Raw genomic sequence first — 17219 nt, 5'->3', positions numbered from 1 at the left:
GCGTCACCGTGCGTCCCGGTACACCTTCCACGCCTGCATGATCAGCGGGATCTGTAGCGGAAGTCGTGCGACGACACCCGCTTTCATCGCAGTGGAGGTCTTGTCACTCGACAACCAGGACATGGCCATCTGCACGTTCGCCGGGAACACCGCGACGAAGAACGCGGCGGCGACGGCGCCCGAGACGCGGCGAGTACGCGGGACGGCGAGTCCCGCAGCCAAACCGAGCTCGGCGACACCGGAGACGTAGGTGTAGGTCCGGGGGGACCCGGGGAGAACGTGCGGCACCTGCGAATCGAAGGGCGCCGGTGTGACGAAGTGCAGAACCCCGGCACCACCGAGGAGCACGGCGAGGCGGGCCGCCGCAGCATCCGCTGCCTTCGTGCGAGGAGAACGCAGAACGGAATCGAGCAGCGGCAGGTTCGGGAGCGTCATGGACGCAGCCTGCACGACGACGGCGTCCGTGCCAAGCGGACCATGCCGTCCGCGCGTCCACGTCGTGCGCTCCGTTACAGTCACGTCAGTCGATGTGGACCGGGTCGACGGACGACGAACGACGAACGAGGACGACTCATGGCGGGACGGTTGCGCAGGCGGCTGCAGAACACCGACGCCGGACTCACCGACCGTCCGGACTTCGCGCTGGTGGGTGTCCTGCGCATACCGGAATTCGAGCAGAGTCCGTGGCGCGCGATCTACCGGCGCATCCTGATCGCGCTGGCCACTCTGTTCCTGGCCGCCATGGTCGTCTACGTCGACAGGGACGGTTACGCCGACAACCAGGACAATCAGCTCTCGTTCCTGGACGCGTTCTATTACACGACAGTGTCGTTGTCCACCACCGGGTACGGAGACATCGCACCCATCACGCCGTCGGCGCGCCTGGTCAACATTCTGGTCATCACACCGCTGCGCATCTTCTTCCTGATCCTGCTCGTCGGAACCACCCTGTCAGTCCTCACCGAACGTTCACGTCAGGCGTTCAAGATTCAGCGATGGAGGCGCAGCGTGCGCAATCACACCGTGGTCGTCGGGTACGGCACGAAGGGTCGCACCGCGATCGCCGCCATGTTGGGCGACGGGGTGTCCGCATCCGACATCGTCGTCGTCGACACCGATCAGTCGTCGCTCGAAGCGGCCGCCAATCTCGGACTCGTCACCGTGTTCGGTTCGGCAACCCGCTCGGACGTCCTGCGACTGACCGGCGCTCAGTACGCCGCGTCGATCATCGTCGCCACCAATCGTGACGACACCGCCGTGCTGGTGACACTCACAGCGCGCGAACTCGCGCCGAAGGCGAAGATCGTGGCGGCGGTACGCGAAGCGGAGAACGTGCATCTCCTGCGACAGTCCGGCGCCGACTCCGTCGTGGTCTCCTCGGAGACTGCGGGACGACTGCTCGGAATCGCCACGACGACGCCGAGCGTGGTCGAGATGATGGAGGACCTGCTCACCCCTGAGGCCGGTTTCGCCATCGCCGAGCGAGAGGTCGAGAGGGACGAGGTCGGCGGGTCGCCGCGTCACCTGTCCGACATCGTCCTGGGCGTGGTGCGCGACGGACGGCTCGTCCGTGTCGGCACGCCCGAGGTCGACGCCATCGAGGCAGAGGACAGACTGCTCTACATCCGCCGCGTCTCGAACTGAGCTCGTACCCGGTCCGGCGAGGCCGTCGCCGATCAGTAGGGTCGTGAGGTGTCCTTCAGACTTCGCTCCGAACCCATGCTGTCGCGCTCACCCATCGATCGTGCCGAGGAACTTCGCCGCGACGATGCAGCACTCGCCGCGGGGTGGCCGACTGCCTCTGTTCTGCGCGTCGACGCCCACGGCCGCGTTCCCGTCGAGAACGGCCGCGTAGCACTGGTGCCCGCAGCCGAGGTGGGAGAGTCGTCGCCGGCGGACGCGGTTTTCCTCGGAATCGTCGACGATCGCCACGTCTGGGCGGTGCCGGTGTCCGAACTGTCCGGCGAGGTCACCGATCTCCGGTCGTTCGGCGATGTGCTGACGGAATCGTCCGCGGGACTCGTCGTCACCGCGGTGGCGCTGCTGAATTGGCATCGTGCAGCCGCGTTCAGTGCGCGTGACGGCTCACCGACAGTTCCGGCCGCGGCGGGATGGTCACGCGTCAGCACATCGACGGGACACGAGGAGTGGCCCCGGTCGGATCCGGCGATCATCGTGCTCGTGCACGACGGTGCGGACAGCGTCCTGTTGGCTCGACAGCCCGTGTGGCCGGAGCGTCGCATGTCCGTGCTTGCCGGCTTCGTGGAGGCGGGCGAATCCTTGGAGACCTGCGTGGCGCGAGAGGTGCACGAAGAAGTCGGTCTCACCGTGTCCGACATCACGTACCTCGGTAGTCAGCCGTGGCCTTTTCCTCGATCGGTGATGATCGGATTCGCCGCTCGCGCCGACATCGACGAACCGCTGTCGTTCAACGACGGAGAGATCGCCGAGGCCCGATGGTTCAGCCGCGACGAAGTACGTACCGCGCTGGCTGCGGGGGACTGGAGCGCGTCCGAGGACGCGCCGCTCCTGCTGCCCGGATCCATCTCGATCGCTCGCGCGATGCTCGAATCCTGGGTCGCCGCGACGTGATCGCGGCGGTCCCGGGACCGAGCGACTGGCGGATCGTCAGAGGCCGATAGCCTTCTTGACCTGCGCCAAGCTCGGGTTGGTGGCGGTGGATCCGTCGGCGAACTTCAGGGTGGGAACCACGTGGTTGCCCCCGTTGACGCTTCCGACGAACTCGGCCGACGCCGGATCCTTCTCGATGTCGATCTCGGTGTAGGCGATGCCGTTCTCGTCCAGCTGCGTCTTGAGTCGACGGCAGTATCCGCACCAGGTAGTGGAGTACATGGTCACGGCGGGTGCGTGTGTGTCGTTCTGCTGTCCTGTAGTCACAGCGAGGTCAACGTGCAGTCGTGCCCGGTTTGTTCCGGGGTGCCGGTGTTCGGCGTGACTCGGCGGGTGCAGCGGGAGTGTCGGTGCGGGCTGACATGATGGACTCGTGAAGGACAGTGACGCGGTGGTGGGACTCGACCCGGAACAAGCGGCCGCTGTTCTCGCTCCCCGTGGTCCCGTCTGCGTGCTGGCCGGCGCGGGTACGGGCAAGACCCGGACGATCACTCGACGCATCGCTCATCTGATCGCCGACGGGCACGTCAAGCCCGGCCAGGTCCTCGCCGTGACGTTCACGGCCCGCGCTGCGGGCGAGATGCGTGAGCGTCTCCGGAGCCTGGGCATCCACGGTTCCGAGGGGCAGGTCCAGGCTCGAACGTTCCACGCTGCATCCATGCGCCAGCTCAAGTACTTCTGGCCGCAGGTCGTCGGCAACACCGACTGGCGATTGCTCGACCGTAAGTTCGGCATCGTCGGGCAGGCCGCGTCGGCGGCGGGTGCATCGACGTCGACGGACAGTGTGCGGGACCTCGCGGGAGAGATCGAGTGGGCGAAGGCGTCCCTCGTCGCGCCGGAGGACTACGCCGCCACGGCAGCGCGCCTGCACCGCGACACTCCGACCGACGCGGACCGGGTGGCCGCGGTGTACGAGGGGTACGAGCAACTCAAGAACCGTGATCCCGATGCGGTCCTCCTCGACTTCGACGACCTCCTGCTGCACACGGCCGCTGCGCTCGAGAACAGTCCGGCTGTGGCGCAGGAGTTCCGTGAGCGCTACCGCTGCTTCGTGGTGGACGAATACCAGGACGTGACGCCGCTCCAGCAACGAGTGCTCGATGCGTGGCTGGGGGACCGGGACGACCTCACGGTGGTCGGTGACGCCAACCAGACGATCTACTCCTTCACCGGTGCGTCGCCCCGCTTCCTGCTCGACTTCTCGCGCCGGTTCCCCGATGCCACCGTCGTCAGGCTCGAGCGTGACTATCGGTCGACGCCCCAGGTGGTCGGTTTGGCCAACAAGGTCATCGGTGCGGCGAAGGGTCGTATCGCGGGTACCCGGCTGCAGCTGATCGGCCAGCGACCGGCGGGTCCCGAGCCGACGTTCGTCGAGTACGACGACGAGGTGTCCGAGGCTGCCGGCGTCGCCAGGACGGTGCAGCGCCTGATCCGGACCGGGACGCGCCCGTCGGAGATCGCGGTGCTGTACCGCATCAATGCCCACTCCGAGGCGCACGAGAAAGCGCTGACGGATCTGGCTGTGCCGTACCAGGTTCGAGGTGGTGAGAGCTTCTTCCAGCGGCAGGACGTGCGGTCGGCCATCGCCGCCGTGCGCACCAGTGCGGCCAGGGACGATCTCCCCGACGACGCTCGATCGGGCGCCGGACTGCCGCGCTTGATGGAAGCGGTTCTGGCACCGCTGGGTCTCGGCGCGACCGAACCGAACGGTGCGCAGGCGCGGGAGAAGTGGGCCGCCTTGCGGGCGTTGGTCACGCTCACCGAAGACCTGGTCGTTCAGGTACCGGACCTGGATCTCGACGGCCTGCTGCGGGAATTCGCCGCGCGCGCCGAGGCGCGTCACCCTCCGGTGGTCGAAGGAGTGACTCTTGCGTCGCTGCACGCGGCGAAGGGTCTCGAGTGGGACGCCGTCTTCCTGGTAGGTCTCACCGACGGCACGTTGCCGATCAGTCATGCTCTCGGAGACAGCAATTCGGCTCCCGACGAGGCAGCGGTCGAGGAGGAGCGGCGCCTGCTGTACGTGGGCGTCACCCGTGCGCGCGAACATCTCGAGTTGTCGTGGGCCCTCGCGCGCAACGAGGGCGGACGTAAATCACGACGGCGGTCTCGCTTCCTCGTGGATCTGGTCCCGGATTCGTCCCCGGCATCGCGCATCGCGGCCCCCACCGTGAACAAGAAACGTCCTGTCTGCCGGGTGTGCGGCAAACAGGTCATCGGGACCGTCGCCACGATGCTCGGTCGATGCGAGAACTGCCCGTCGGACGTGGACATCCCGTTGCTCGAATCGCTGCGGACATGGAGATCGGAAACCTCGAAGGCACTGAAGGTCCCGGCGTACGTGGTGTTCAGTGACAACACGCTGACCGCGATCGCGGAGCAGCGTCCGCGCGACGACAGAGGCCTGGTCGCCATCCCGGGTATCGGTGCGAAGAAGCTGGAACGGTTCGGAGCCGACGTCCTGGCTCTTGTCGATGCTCGACTCTCTGCGAGCGACTGACTGCATCACCGCAGGTAGAAAAAAGGTTGTGCCGAATTCGGTCGCCGCTTACTGTGTGTTTCGTACCCGATCGAATTCGACTGTCCGGCGAAGGAGGTGTCACCCGTGAAGATCTTCCAGAAATCAGCACTGGCCCCGAACGCTGCATTGTGCATGCCGCAGAATGCGTCGCCGTTCGCCGCCCGGACGTCGGAATACAGCCCCGTTCTGTCCGCTGTGGGTGGGGCACTGGTTGCCCGCCGTCATCGCGGACGCCGGACGCAGAGTGAATTCGTGAGTATCGGTGCTCGTCGGGAGAGATCTCGATAGGCACCACACAGCTTTCCTGACCGGAGGCCACGGATTCGCATACGCGATCCGTGGCCTTCGTCGTAGGAGAACCCTTCGACTTTCGTTCACGGACTTCGCAGTCACCGCACACATCATCACCGTGAAACGACGTAGAAGAGGAGAACGACGTGTCACCCGCAGCTACTCGGACGACATGCCGCACAGACAGTGTCGCGCTCGATCAGCCGACCATGGACCGTACCGACATCACCGAGCTCGCCACGCAATTGCCCTGCCGCCGTGCGGATCCCGACCTGTGGTTCGCCGAGTCACCGGACAGGCTCGAACGCGCCAAGCAGCTCTGCGCGCACTGCCCCATCCGATCGGGGTGTCTCGACGCGGCACTCGACCGGGCGGAGCCCTGGGGTGTGTGGGGCGGCGAGATCTTCGATCAGGGAGTTGTCATCGCTCGCAAGCGTTCTCGCGGACGCCCGCGCAAGAACGCGGTAGCTCCCACCCCGGCCGTCGTCTGCGCATGACGGCGGCAGGGGTGGGGCTCCACTACTCGACGAAACCGGGCATCCATTCGGTGAGGATGGCCATGTACGGAGCATTCGCGTCCAGTTGGGCGCAGATTCCGACGGACCCGAGCAGGACTCGGAAGATGACCGCGTACCGGGGAGGGAGGTTCAACGATCGCGCGGTGCGGAACTGGGGGCCGCTGAAGTCGGCAGCCTTACCGGCGGTGCCCTGCAACCACTTCCGCGTGAAGTGGAACGACTCGGTCTTGATGGGATCGGTGAACGGACGCAGGTAGTCGGCGATCTCCTGCTCGGTCACCTCGCGCCCGGGAATGACGAATCCGTTCTCCTTGAGCAGTTCGGTGAGCTCGTCGAACTTCTCGTCGCGTGACAGTCTGACCATCCGACCCAGCTCGGGCGGGAGTCCGTTGGGCAGAGTCAGGCACGCACCGTAATCGATGACACCGAGTCGACCGTCGTCGAGAAGCTTGAAGTTTCCGGGGTGCGGGTCCCCGTGGATACGTCCGACCCTGGCAGCGGATTCGAAGTGGAACCGGGCCAGATTCTCGCCCGCCGCATTGCGCTGGTCGACGGTTCCGCTCGCGATGATGGACGACATCGACGTCCCGTGCATCCACTCGGAGATGACGACCTTCGGGGAACTGGCGACCACGCGCGGCACCGCGAAGCGCTCGTCACCGTCGTAGACCTTCGCGAAGGCACGCTGATTCTCGCCCTCGATGCGGTAATCCAGCTCTTCCTCGGTCCGCGCCGACATCTCGTCCAGAACTGCCTTGACGTCGGTGCCCGGGACGATCGTGCCCAGGATGCCGACGAAGCGGGACAGTGTCTTCAGATCCGCGCGCAGGGCCTCGTCGGCCCCCGGGTACTGGATCTTCACGGCCACGTCGCGACCGTCCGACCATGTCGCTCGGTGCACCTGTCCGATGCTGGCCGATGCGGTGGCCGTGTCGTCGAACTCGGTGATACGCGAACGCCACCCGGTTCCCAGCTGCTGATCCATGACGCGGTGCACTGTCGAGACGGGCATCGGCGGAGCCTCGGCCTGCAGTTTGGTCAGAGCTTCGCGGTAGGGCTCGGCCATCTCGTCCGGAACGGCGGCCTCCATGACGCTGAGGGCCTGCCCCAACTTCATGGCCCCGCCCTTCAGCTCACCGAGAACCGCGAACATCTGCTGCGCAGCCTTCGCGCTGAGCTCGGCGTCGATCTCGGCGCGATTTCCGCCTGCGAGCTTGCGCCCGAATCCCATGGCTGCTCGGCCGGCCATCCCGATGGGGATGCTTGCCATCTTGGCGGTCCGTGCGGAACTCCTGCGGGGGATGTCGGGCATGCCTCCATCATGTCTGACGTTTCGCCGATGCGCCGCGACCGGTCCTGCGGGCGACACGGTCGGTGACACCTCACATCGGATTCGGCTTCTCACCGTCGTCCGCAACTGCACAGTGGGTGCCTCGTCCACCGGCGTCGGCGGGCCGTCGCCGCCCGGGTGTCCACCTCGATGCTGTGGCCGATCGTCGCGGGCGCGGGGGATTCCGCGTGAGCCTCCGTGAATTGGATCACCTGTGCGGCGGCGAACGCTGCCGTCGCCGTGACGGTCGGGCCCGATGCCGACCCGATGCTGCCGAGCAGTTGGGCTGCCAGGTGAGGCCACTCGCGGTCGTAGTCGCAGCGGGTCAACTCGACGCATTCCAGGCACGGCGTGTGGCCCGGTAGGACGAGCGGTCCGACGACGCCGGTTCCGTCGCGTGATCGGACAGGAAGGTGAGCGATCCCGTACGTCATCAGTGCTCGGGCGACTTCCGGGGCGCACACCACCGAATCGGCGACGACGACGCAGTCGAACTCGGCATGGTCGCGGGGGAGTGTCACGTGCCGTCGAGCAACCCTGCAACCAGATGACAGGCCTATCGCGACGGCGTCGGCAAGTGGACCGCGGCCCAGGACCAGGACGGCCGCGATGCGGGTCGGCGACGGACGCCGACGTTCCACGATGCCGAACCTCTCGAGCTCCGCCAGGATCTCGGTCAACACGGACGCATCCACGCCGAGTTCCGACGCGGACCAGTAGATCTCCGGAATCGACCGGCGTCCGTCCATGGAACGCAGCACGGATGCCATGACCGACGCGCTCACTCCGGCGGGTGGTTCCAGCACGAAACGCGCATCGGGATGCCATCCGACCTGCAGCGTCCCGTCCCGTCTAGGGAGCAATGTCAGGGAGTCGTTCACGAACGGCACACCGTCCCGGCGCGCTCGTGCTGTCACCGTCTCGGGCGCGGGTGACGAGTCTGATTCGGCCACAGCATCGGTCATGGACCCGACGATGACAGGCAGGCTCGGTCGGTGCGTCTCGGACGGACGACGTTATCCACAGGCTGCAACCCCGTGACCTGGCCTTACCGGGTCCGCGAACCCGGAAAGGCCAGGTCGGGACATCAGGCAGGCGCGGGCCCGTTCTCGTCGTCGCCCTCGGCCTTCTCGGCAGCACGCTTGCGCTCGAACTCCTCGAGCTGGGCGATGGGATCGTCGAACGTTCCGGTGTCGCCGCCGACCATCCGGTCGACGAACGACGAGGGCTCGTCGAGGTCCGAGGCGTCGGGGAGCAGGTCGGGGTGTGCCCACACGCCGTCGCGGCCTTCGATGCCCGCGGTCTCGGTCAACGTGCGCCACAGGTTCGACGCCTCGCGTACCTTGCGGGGACGCAGCTCGAGTCCGACGAGGGTGGCGAACGTCTGCTCGGCGGGTCCGCCGGATGCACGGCGCCGCCGCATCGTCTCCGACAGCGCGGATGCGCCGGGAAGACGCTCCCCGAGGGCAGAGGTGACGACTGTGTCGACCCACCCCTCGACGAGCGCCAACAACGTCTCGAGACGTTCCAGTGCGGCTTTCTGTTCGGGCGTGGTCTGCGGCTCGAATGCACCTTGCTGAAGGATCTTCTCCAGCTGGCTGGGATCGGTGAGTGCCGACGGATCGATGCCACGAGCAGCGTCCTCGATGGCACCGAAATCCATGCGGATGCCGCGCGCGTATTCCTCGACGGTGGCGAGGACGCGCTGGCGCAACCACGGCACGTGGGAGTACAGACGGTGGTGAGCCACCTCGCGGGCGGCGAGGAAGACCACGACCTCGCGTTCGGGGAGCTCGGTGCCCTCGCTGAACGCGGCCACGGCCGACGGGAGAAGCGCCGCGGTGTCGGACGGTCCGAGCGGGAGCCCGATGTCGGTCGAGGTCAACACCTCTTTCGCCAGCTGGCCCAGCGCCTGCCCCAGCTGCGAGCCGAAGGCCATCCCGCCCATCTGACCGAGCATGCCGATCATCGGGCCGACCATCTGCTGAGCTTCCGGCGGCAGCGCGGACGTCCACATGCCGGAGATCTGCTCGGCGACCGGGTCGCACAACCGCTTCCAGGTGTCCAGAGTGTTGGTCAGCCACTCCTCGGGCGTCCATGCCTCGGTGCGCTTCGCGCCGGCCGGGAGGATGGTCGCCTCGTTCAGCCACTGCTCGGCCAGGTGAGCAGCGTCGACGATGGCGGTCCGGGATCCCTCACGAACGGGCGTGCTGGATCCGATCTGCTGCAGTGCCAGCTTGCGGGCGACGTCGTAGTTCACGGGGCCGCTCGCGCCACCGGTCCCCATGCCGCTGAACATCTGCCCCATCTGCGTGAACATCTGGCCCAGCGCGGCCGGGTCGAAGCCTTCCGCGCCGAATCCGAACGCGCCCCCACCGCCCCCGGGCGTACCGGGACCGCCACCGGACCCCTTGTCCTTGTCGGGGTCGTCGTCGGAGTTGGAGAATCCGAAAGGGCTGTTACTCATGCCTCAACGGTACAAGCCCGGCAGTGGTTCTACAGGGTCGCGCGGTGCGCCGAGCGCGAACACCGTGACGGTGATGTCCGAGCCGTTCTCTAGTGTGGTGACGTGAATCGACGGATCGCGACGCTGCTGGTCGCACTGCTCCCGGTACTCGTGCTCGGTGTCCTCGGATCCGCTGTCACGGTGCCGTTCGCCGCCCTGGGCCCGGGCCCCACGTTCAACACCCTCGGCGAGGTGGACGGGAAGCCGGTCGTCGACATCGAGGGTGATGTCGGCGGGACGGGTGTCGACGAGCCCTCCGGCAACCTGAACATGACGACCGTCGCGGTCCGGGACGAACTGACCGTGTTCGACGCGCTGGGCCTGTGGCTCAGCGGCCGTCAGGGTCTCGTTCCGCGCGACCAGATCTACCCTCCCGATCAGAGCCGGGAGGACGTCGAGAGCGCGAATCAGGCCGATTTCGCACAGTCGGAGGACAGCGCCGAACTTGCCGCACTGAACCACCTGGGCCTCCCGACATCCCTGTCCGTCTCGCAGGTGGGTGACGACGGTCCGGCGACCGGCATCCTGCAGGAGGGTGACCGCATCACGGCGATCGACGGCACTCCTGTCTCAACCGTGGCCGACGTCCAGAAGGCAGTCGGGGCCGCCACACCGGGCGAGGCGGTGTCGATCGACGTGACCCGAGACGGGACTCCCGCCACGGAGTCCGTGACGGTGGCGGCCAGACCGGACGATGCACAGCGCGGGTACCTGGGCATCACGCCGGAAGAGACCCCCGATGTGCCGTTCACGGTCCAGTTCAACCTGGCCGACGTGGGCGGCCCGTCGGCAGGCCTGATGTTCTCGCTGGCCGTCGTCGACAAGCTCGGTCCGGGTGACCTCAGCGGAGGACAGTTCGTCGCCGGCACCGGCACCATCGACGCTGACGGAGAAGTCGGACCCATCGGCGGTATCCCGTACAAGCTGGTCGCTGCACGGGAGGCCGGCGCGACAATCTTCCTGGTCCCCGCCGACAACTGCGCCGAAGCGCTGACTCGCGCCCCCGACGGTCTGCGACTGGTCCGCGTGACCAGCCTCGACGACGCCATCGACTCGCTCGACTCGCTGACGTCCGGCGGCGATGCGCCGAGTTGCTCCTGACCGTCAGAAGTCGTCGTCCTCGACGGCGTCGAGGGTGGCGTGCAGAGCCGCGATGACGTTGGGGGCGAGGTTCTCGTAGGTCAACAGTTCCGGAGGATCACCGAAGCCGTCGTCCTCCTCGTCGGGACGTAACTGCAGCAGAGCTATCGACGGCCCGTCCCGCAGGACAGCGACGATGAGGCGTCCGTCCCGGCGCTCGGGATGCTCCTCGGCAGCCAGTCGTGCTGCCTGATCCGCTGCGTCACGGTCCGCGAGCAACGGCGCGAGCGCGCTGTCGAGGTCGGACTCGGCGTCCGGGGGCAGCACGACGATCTCCTGGACGAGAGCGCACCCCGCCACGGAGGCAGGCCATGTCGTCGTCCCCAGGAACTCGTCGAGAGCGTGCGACCCGCCGGCCACATCCGCCGGGAGGCGCTCCTGCGCAACGGGGGTGAGTTCGGTGCCGTCCTCGAGCTGGTCGAGCAGGCTGGGCTCGGCGGCGGCCAGATCGGCCGTCGGGACGAGCGCGAACAGCTGCGGTCGCTGATCCCACCCGCCGGCATCGACGTAGTCGACGACTTCCCGCACACTGCGCACGAGGGCACGTTCGGCCTGTGCGTCACCCGATTCGGGGTCGAACCACTCGCTTTCGGTCACGATGCATACCTGTTTCCGCTCACGCGTCCATCCTTGCACCGACCGCTAGAGTCATGGTCGTCGCCACGGCTCGGACAGTCTTCGTCCGCGGCATACGTACAGTGGTCGAAAACGGACATGCGATGTCGTCACGGTGGTGTCACGGGGCGAACGCGCGGGAAACATGGAGTGTGGCACGTGGGTATGAGGCAACCGACCGGCTTACCGTCGTTGTCGAGGCGAAGTCGAACTTTGCTGGTCCTGGCGCTGGTACTCGCCGCGTTGTTGCTCATCGGCCCGCGGCTGGTGGACACGTACACGGACTGGCTCTGGTTCGGAGAGGTCGGCTTCCGGAACGTCTTCACGACGGTTCTGCTGACCAGGTCGATCACGTTCCTCGTGGTCGCGGTGATCGTCGGCGGCACGGTGTTCGCCGCCCTGACCGTGGCGTACCGGTCGCGTCCGGTGTTCGTCCCCACCGCAGGACCCAACGACCCGATCGCCCGTTACCGCACGACGGTGATGACGCGGCTGCGGATCTTCGGCATCGGTATCCCGGTCGTCGTCGGTTTGCTGTCCGGCCTTGTCGCACAGGGCAACTGGGTCACCGTGCAGATGTTCCTGCACGGCGGTTCGTTCGGGGTGCAGGACCCGCAGTTCGGGCTCGACGTGGGCTTCTACGCCTTCGACCTTCCGTTCTACCGCTCCATCCTGAACTGGCTGTTCGTCGCCGTCGTGCTGGCGTTCTTCGCCGCCTTGGTGACGCACTACATCTTCGGCGGCCTGCGTCTCAGCGGCCGCGAAGGTGCGCTGACGCGCTCGGCGCGCATCGAACTCGCCGTCCTCGCAGGCACGTTCGTCGTCCTGAAGGCCGTGGCGTACTGGTTCGACCGGTACGCGTTGCTGTCGAGCAGTCGTAAGGAACCCACGTTCACGGGTCCCGGCTTCACCGACATCAACGCCGTTCTGCCTGCGAAGCTGATCCTCCTCGCCATCGCCGTCATCTGTGCGGGTGCGTTCTTCGCGGCGATCTTCCTGCGCGACCTCCGCATTCCCGCTCTCGCGACCGCGTTGCTGGTCCTGTCCTCGATCCTGGTCGGCGCCGTCTGGCCGCTGGTCGTCGAGCAGTTCTCGGTGCGCCCCAACGCTGCCGACAAGGAGCGGACGTACATCGAGCGGAACATCGAGGCGACGCGTGCCGCCTACGGCATCACCGACGACACGGTGACGTACGAGGACTACTCGGGAGACGGGACCGCATCGCCCCGCGATGTCCCGGCGGACCAGACGACTATTGCCAACACTCGTCTGCTGGACCCGAACGTTCTCTCGCGCACCTTCACCCAGCAGCAGCAGCTGAAGAACTTCTACGGGTTCCCGGCGACGCTGGACGTCGACCGCTACGAGATCGACGGACAGTTGCAGGACTACATCGTCGCGGCTCGTGAGCTGTCGCCGAACAGCCTGACCGGCAACCAGACCGACTGGATCAACCGCCACACCGTGTACACGCACGGCAACGGGTTCGTCGCAGCACCGGCCAACCGCGTCAACGCGGCTGTGCAGGAGGGCACCGACACCGAGTCGAACAGCAACTCGGGTTACCCGATCTACACGGTCAGCGACCTCGCGTCGCAGGCAGCGGCCGACCAGGTCATCCCCGTCGAGCAGCCCCGCATCTACTACGGCGAGGTCATCGCGTCGTCCAATCCCGACTACGCCATCGTGGGCGGTGGGCAGGACCAGGGTGGTCGCGAGTACGACACCGACAGTTCGCGCTACACCTACACCGGCTCGGGCGGTGTCGGCATCGGCAACTGGTTCAACCGACTGGCTTTCGCCGCGAAGTACACCGAGCGCAACATCCTGTTCTCGGGTGCCATCGGCGACGATTCGAAGATCATCTTCAACCGCGATCCGCGTGAGCGTGTCCAGAAGGTCGCTCCGTGGCTGACCGCGGACGGCAACTCCTACCCGGCGGTGGTCGGCGGCAAGATCGTCTGGATCGTCGACGCGTACACCACCCTAGACCAGTACCCGTACGCGCAGCGCAGTTCGCTCGAGGGGCTCGTGCAGGACAGTGTCGACGCCAACACCGGTCGGCTCCTCCCACGTGACGAGGTGTCGTACATCCGCAACTCGGTCAAGGCGACGGTCGACGCGTACGACGGCTCGGTGAACCTCTACCAGGTCGACGACAACGATCCGGTCCTCGCCGCATGGATGGGCGCTTTCCCGGGTGCCGTGCAGCCCGAGTCGGCCATCAGCGACGAATTGCGTCAGCACTTCCGTTACCCCGAGGACCTGTTCAAGGTCCAGCGCGAGATGTTGGCCAAGTACCACGTCAACGATCCCGGAGAGTTCTTCACCAACAACGCGTTCTGGTCCGTTCCCAGCGACCCGACCGTCGAGGGTGGGACCAACCTCAACCAGCCTCCGTACTACGTGCTGATCGGTGATCCGGACACCGGGCAACCGTCGTTCAGGCTGACGAGCGCCATGGTCGGCTTCAACCGAGAGTTGTTGTCCGCGTACATCTCCGTGCGGTCGGATCCGGAGAATTACGGCCAGTTCACGGTTCTGCAGTTGCCCACGGCGACACAGACTCAGGGCCCCCAGCAGGCGCAGAACTCGATGACGTCCGACACGCGTGTGGCGTCGGACAGAACCCTGTTGCAGCAGTCGAACCGCATCCAGTACGGCAACCTGCTGACGTTGCCCATCGCCAACGGCGGGATCCTGTACGTCGAGCCGCTCTACACCGAGCGCAACACGACGAACACCTCGACGTTCCCGCAGTTGTCCCGCGTCCTCGTGAGCTATCGCGAGCCGGGTGCGGGAGGCGGTGTGCGCGTGGGATATTCGGCCACGCTGGCTGGAGCGCTGACGCAGGTGTTCGACACCGGCACGGGTTCGGTGGCCACAGCACCCGGTGGTGAAGCTACGGAGCCTCAGCCCGACAACGGGTCGACCCAGACCACGCCGGCGCCCACCGAGGGTTCGACGACTCCGGCACCGACCACTCCGGCCCAGCCTGCACCTGCCGACAGGAACGCAGCGGTGACCAATCTGAACAGTGCTCTCGCTGCCGTGCGTACGGCCCAGCAGTCGGGCGACTTCGCTCAGCTGGGCACGGCGTTCGACAACCTGCAGCGTGCGATCGACCAGTACAACAGCACCGGCGGATAGTCGCCCCTGCTCTCGCGACGCCCCGCCCTCGACTCATGAGGGCGGGGCGTTGCTGTGTGGTGGCTCGGCAGGTGTGCACCCGGTGTGGTGGGCGCACACCCTCTGCAGTGGGCTGCTGGGGGTGTGCGGTTGGTGGTGGCGGTGTGCGCACCTCATGCAGCACCGGTGCGTAGTGGTTCGACGAGATGCACCTCTGCTGCCTGGGGAGTGGACACCCCTTCTGGTGAGCGCACACCCCTTCTGGTGGGCGCACACCCTTTTCAGTCGGCTGCTGGGGGTGTGCGGTTCATGCTGAGGGTGTGTACACCCCGTGCAGCACGCGGGTGCGGTGCGCGAGCAGCACGGGTCGCTGTGGCCGGGGGCCCAGCGCACACCCGTTGTGGTGACCGCACACCCTCTATAGCCGGCTGCTGGGGGTGTGCGGTTCGCATCGATGGTGTGCGCACCCCGTGCAGCACCGGTGCGAGCAACACTCGCGCCGTGGCCCGGCCCAGCGCACACCCGTTGTGGTGACTGCACACCCTCTCCAGTCGGCCGCAAAGCGTGTGCGGTTCGCAGATGGGGTGTGTGCACCCGTTTCAGCACGGGTGCGCAGGCGCGAACAGCACCGCCGCCTGGGCGCCAGCAGCCTGCGTCACTGTGGCCTGGCCGAGTGCACACCCGTTGTGGTGACTGCACACCCTTTCCAGTCGGCTGCTAGGGGTGTGCGGTTCGCGTTGATGGTGTGCGCACCCCGTGCAGCACCGGTGCGAGCGGCACGCGTCGTCATGGCCTGGCCCAGTGCACACCCTTCGTGGTGACCGCACACCCTCTCCAGCCGGCTACGAGGGGTGTGCGGTTCATGCTGAGGGTGTGCGCACCTCGTGCAGCATCGGTGCGAGCAACACGCGCGCTGTGGCCTGGCCGAGTGCACACCTTTCGTGGTGACCGCACACCCTCTCCAGCCGGCTGCCAGGGGTGTGCGGTCACCAGAAGCGGTGCACACCCCCGCGCAGCACCACACCACCCACAGCGCACGAAAGCGGGCGCACCCGATGGGGTGCGCCCGCTTACGGCGATGCTGGGTGGTGCTACTGCGGGAGTGCCGCGAGCACGCCGGAGTTGGCGGCCACGAAGTCCTGGAACTGCTGGCCGACGCCGTACTGGTTCGCCAGGGCTGCGCCCTGCTCGACGACCGACTGGACCGGCGCCGGTGCGGCCGGTGCAGCAGGCGCGGGAGCGGGGGCCGGTGCGGGCGCCTCGGCGGCCGACGTTTTGCCGGACGAGAGGTACTGGCCGCAGACGGGCCACGCGCCGACACCCTGGGTCGCCAGGACGTTCTCGGCGACGCGGACCTGCTCGGCCTTGGAAGCGTTGGATGCGGTGCCGGAGCCACCGTTGGCTGCCCAGGTGCTCTGCGAGAACTGCAGGCCACCGTAGTAGCCGTTACCGGTGTTGATTCCCCAGTTGCCGCCGCTCTCGCACTGTGCGACGCCGTCCCAGTTGTGGGCGGGCGCTGCGGAGGCGGTGCCTGCGCTGAGGACGAGTGGTGCTGCGACGACCGCGCCGGTGACGGCGGCCCATCCGAGTGCGCGGGTGGTGAAGTTACGTGCAGTGGTCATGCGGGGTAGATCCTCTCCGCGCTGGTCGACATGAGCGCGCAGGCATGTGCAGCCTGCGTGGTCCGCTCTGTCCCTGCCCCCGTCGATTCGGGTCTCCGATCCCGCGGGGCAGAAGAATCCAGCGGCGGGTCGGCCTGGCCCTTGTTGTGGGCCGAGCGCGACGGTAACGGAACGATCACGACGCGTCACCTGGCCGATATGTGAGGTGCGAACCCGTCATCTGGGCGGTTTTGTGAGATCTCCGCAGGTCACGGTTGATATGTACCCGTCTGTGTTCACTTCGTGACCGCTTCGTTATGTGAGGGGGAACACCGCGGAAATGAGACCCCGGTCACCTCGATACCCCTCGAAAGCAGTCGATGTCGTTGCTCAGCAGGCGATTTGCAATTGGCCGATGCCGTCCGGTAACTTCTTGTTCAGCAAGAACGCAGTACAGCTTGCCACGCAGACGGAGTCGAAAGCCTCCTGATGCCGACGCGGGGTGGAGCAGCTCGGTAGCTCGCTGGGCTCATAACCCAGAGGTCGCAGGTTCAAATCCTGTCCCCGCTACCACCACGAGAGGCCCGACAGTCACAGACTGTCGGGCCTCTTGCTTTGTGTCCAGGGCAGCCGATGAAGGGACTGCCCGCGCCGCCCCGACGGGACGGCGCGATGCCCCAGCGGTAGGCCTAGTGGGAGATGTCCGGATCCGCCGATGTCATGCCCGTGCTCGGTGCGTCGTTCTCGTCGACGTCGCCGCCGGCATCCGTACTGCCCTCTGATCCGTCCGTCTCGTCGAGATCGACGGCGTCTGCACCCTCGAGGTGGGTGAGACCCACCTCCGCCTCCGCGACGAGGCCCTTGGCCTTGTCTTCCATCTTCTTCGCCCAGTCCGACATCGTTGTCCTCCTCGTATGCATGCTCCGTCCCGCTCCACCTT

14 protein-coding genes and 1 tRNA gene are annotated in these 17219 nt (G+C 66.8%); 7 read left to right on the top strand and 8 right to left on the bottom strand.

Features of this window, described 5'->3' with window-relative positions; all coding sequences use genetic code 11:
- Nucleotides 1-3: 3 nt before the first annotated feature.
- Nucleotides 4-435 carry a DoxX family protein gene (locus tag AC0IX4_RS16855; protein WP_042573394.1) on the bottom strand — a complete coding sequence of 144 codons (432 nt, stop codon included), beginning with the start codon at nucleotides 433-435 and terminating at the stop codon, nucleotides 4-6.
- A gap of 138 nt (nucleotides 436-573) precedes the next feature.
- On the opposite strand from AC0IX4_RS16855, the gene AC0IX4_RS16850 reads away from it, so the two are divergent.
- Entirely contained in the window at nucleotides 574-1644 is a 1071-nt protein-coding gene (locus tag AC0IX4_RS16850; RefSeq protein WP_042573261.1) for a potassium channel family protein, read from the top strand.
- A 75-nt stretch (nucleotides 1645-1719) separates the two neighbouring features.
- Nucleotides 1720-2592 carry an NAD(+) diphosphatase gene (gene nudC / locus AC0IX4_RS16845; protein WP_471830301.1) on the top strand — a complete coding sequence of 291 codons (873 nt, stop codon included), beginning with the start codon at nucleotides 1720-1722 and terminating at the stop codon, nucleotides 2590-2592.
- Between the two features lie 36 nt (nucleotides 2593-2628).
- Here nudC and AC0IX4_RS16840 read toward each other — a convergent pair whose 3' ends face one another.
- The gene (locus AC0IX4_RS16840) at nucleotides 2629-2853 is read right to left on the bottom strand and encodes a mycoredoxin (protein WP_042573396.1); all 225 of its coding nucleotides are present in this window, start codon (nucleotides 2851-2853) and stop codon (nucleotides 2629-2631) included.
- A 151-nt stretch (nucleotides 2854-3004) separates the two neighbouring features.
- Here AC0IX4_RS16840 and AC0IX4_RS16835 point away from each other — a divergent pair, with 151 nt between their 5' ends.
- Together AC0IX4_RS16835 and AC0IX4_RS16830 are read left to right on the top strand one after the other, a co-directional pair.
- Nucleotides 3005-5128, top strand: a complete 2124-nt coding sequence (locus AC0IX4_RS16835) for an ATP-dependent DNA helicase UvrD2 (protein WP_042573262.1) — start codon at nucleotides 3005-3007, stop codon at nucleotides 5126-5128.
- Between the two features lie 521 nt (nucleotides 5129-5649).
- Nucleotides 5650-5937 carry a WhiB family transcriptional regulator gene (locus tag AC0IX4_RS16830; RefSeq protein WP_056069101.1) on the top strand — a complete coding sequence of 96 codons (288 nt, stop codon included), beginning with the start codon at nucleotides 5650-5652 and terminating at the stop codon, nucleotides 5935-5937.
- A gap of 22 nt (nucleotides 5938-5959) precedes the next feature.
- On the opposite strand, the gene AC0IX4_RS16825 is transcribed toward AC0IX4_RS16830, so the two are convergent.
- The 3 genes from AC0IX4_RS16825 to AC0IX4_RS16815 all read right to left on the bottom strand — a co-directional run bounded on the left by AC0IX4_RS16825 (nucleotide 5960) and on the right by AC0IX4_RS16815 (nucleotide 9755).
- Entirely contained in the window at nucleotides 5960-7270 is a 1311-nt protein-coding gene (locus AC0IX4_RS16825) for an ABC1 kinase family protein (RefSeq protein ID WP_042573264.1), read from the bottom strand.
- Between the two features lie 89 nt (nucleotides 7271-7359).
- Nucleotides 7360-8253, bottom strand: a complete 894-nt coding sequence (locus tag AC0IX4_RS16820; RefSeq protein WP_471830020.1) for a TOMM precursor leader peptide-binding protein — start codon at nucleotides 8251-8253, stop codon at nucleotides 7360-7362.
- A gap of 122 nt (nucleotides 8254-8375) precedes the next feature.
- A complete protein-coding gene (locus AC0IX4_RS16815; RefSeq protein ID WP_471830018.1) occupies nucleotides 8376-9755 on the bottom strand; it encodes a zinc-dependent metalloprotease in 1380 nt (459 codons plus the stop codon).
- A gap of 102 nt (nucleotides 9756-9857) precedes the next feature.
- Here AC0IX4_RS16815 and AC0IX4_RS16810 point away from each other — a divergent pair, with 102 nt between their 5' ends.
- On the top strand, nucleotides 9858-10895 hold the full coding sequence (locus tag AC0IX4_RS16810; RefSeq protein WP_042573266.1) for a YlbL family protein: 1038 nt from the start codon (nucleotides 9858-9860) through the stop codon (nucleotides 10893-10895).
- 3 nt (nucleotides 10896-10898) lie between these two features.
- On the opposite strand, the gene AC0IX4_RS16805 is transcribed toward AC0IX4_RS16810, so the two are convergent.
- Nucleotides 10899-11531, bottom strand: a complete 633-nt coding sequence (locus AC0IX4_RS16805; RefSeq protein WP_471830017.1) for a PPA1309 family protein — start codon at nucleotides 11529-11531, stop codon at nucleotides 10899-10901.
- Between the two features lie 177 nt (nucleotides 11532-11708).
- Between AC0IX4_RS16805 and AC0IX4_RS16800 the strand changes: the two genes are divergently transcribed.
- A complete protein-coding gene (locus AC0IX4_RS16800; RefSeq protein ID WP_197074682.1) occupies nucleotides 11709-14699 on the top strand; it encodes a UPF0182 family protein in 2991 nt (996 codons plus the stop codon).
- A 1070-nt stretch (nucleotides 14700-15769) separates the two neighbouring features.
- On the opposite strand, the gene AC0IX4_RS16795 is transcribed toward AC0IX4_RS16800, so the two are convergent.
- Nucleotides 15770-16300: a transglycosylase family protein gene (locus tag AC0IX4_RS16795; protein ID WP_471830016.1), complete on the bottom strand. Its 531-nt coding sequence runs from the start codon at nucleotides 16298-16300 to the stop codon at nucleotides 15770-15772.
- Between the two features lie 475 nt (nucleotides 16301-16775).
- On the opposite strand from AC0IX4_RS16795, the gene AC0IX4_RS16790 reads away from it, so the two are divergent.
- Nucleotides 16776-16852 (top strand) — tRNA-Met (locus tag AC0IX4_RS16790).
- 116 nt (nucleotides 16853-16968) lie between these two features.
- Here AC0IX4_RS16790 and AC0IX4_RS16785 read toward each other — a convergent pair.
- Nucleotides 16969-17178, bottom strand: a complete 210-nt coding sequence (locus tag AC0IX4_RS16785; RefSeq protein WP_042573268.1) for a hypothetical protein — start codon at nucleotides 17176-17178, stop codon at nucleotides 16969-16971.
- Nucleotides 17179-17219 lie beyond the last annotated feature (41 nt).

The organism is Rhodococcus sp. AC861 (assembly GCF_979256035.1).
Note: the sequence above shows the minus strand (reverse complement) of the source record. Positions and strands in the feature narration are given on the sequence as shown.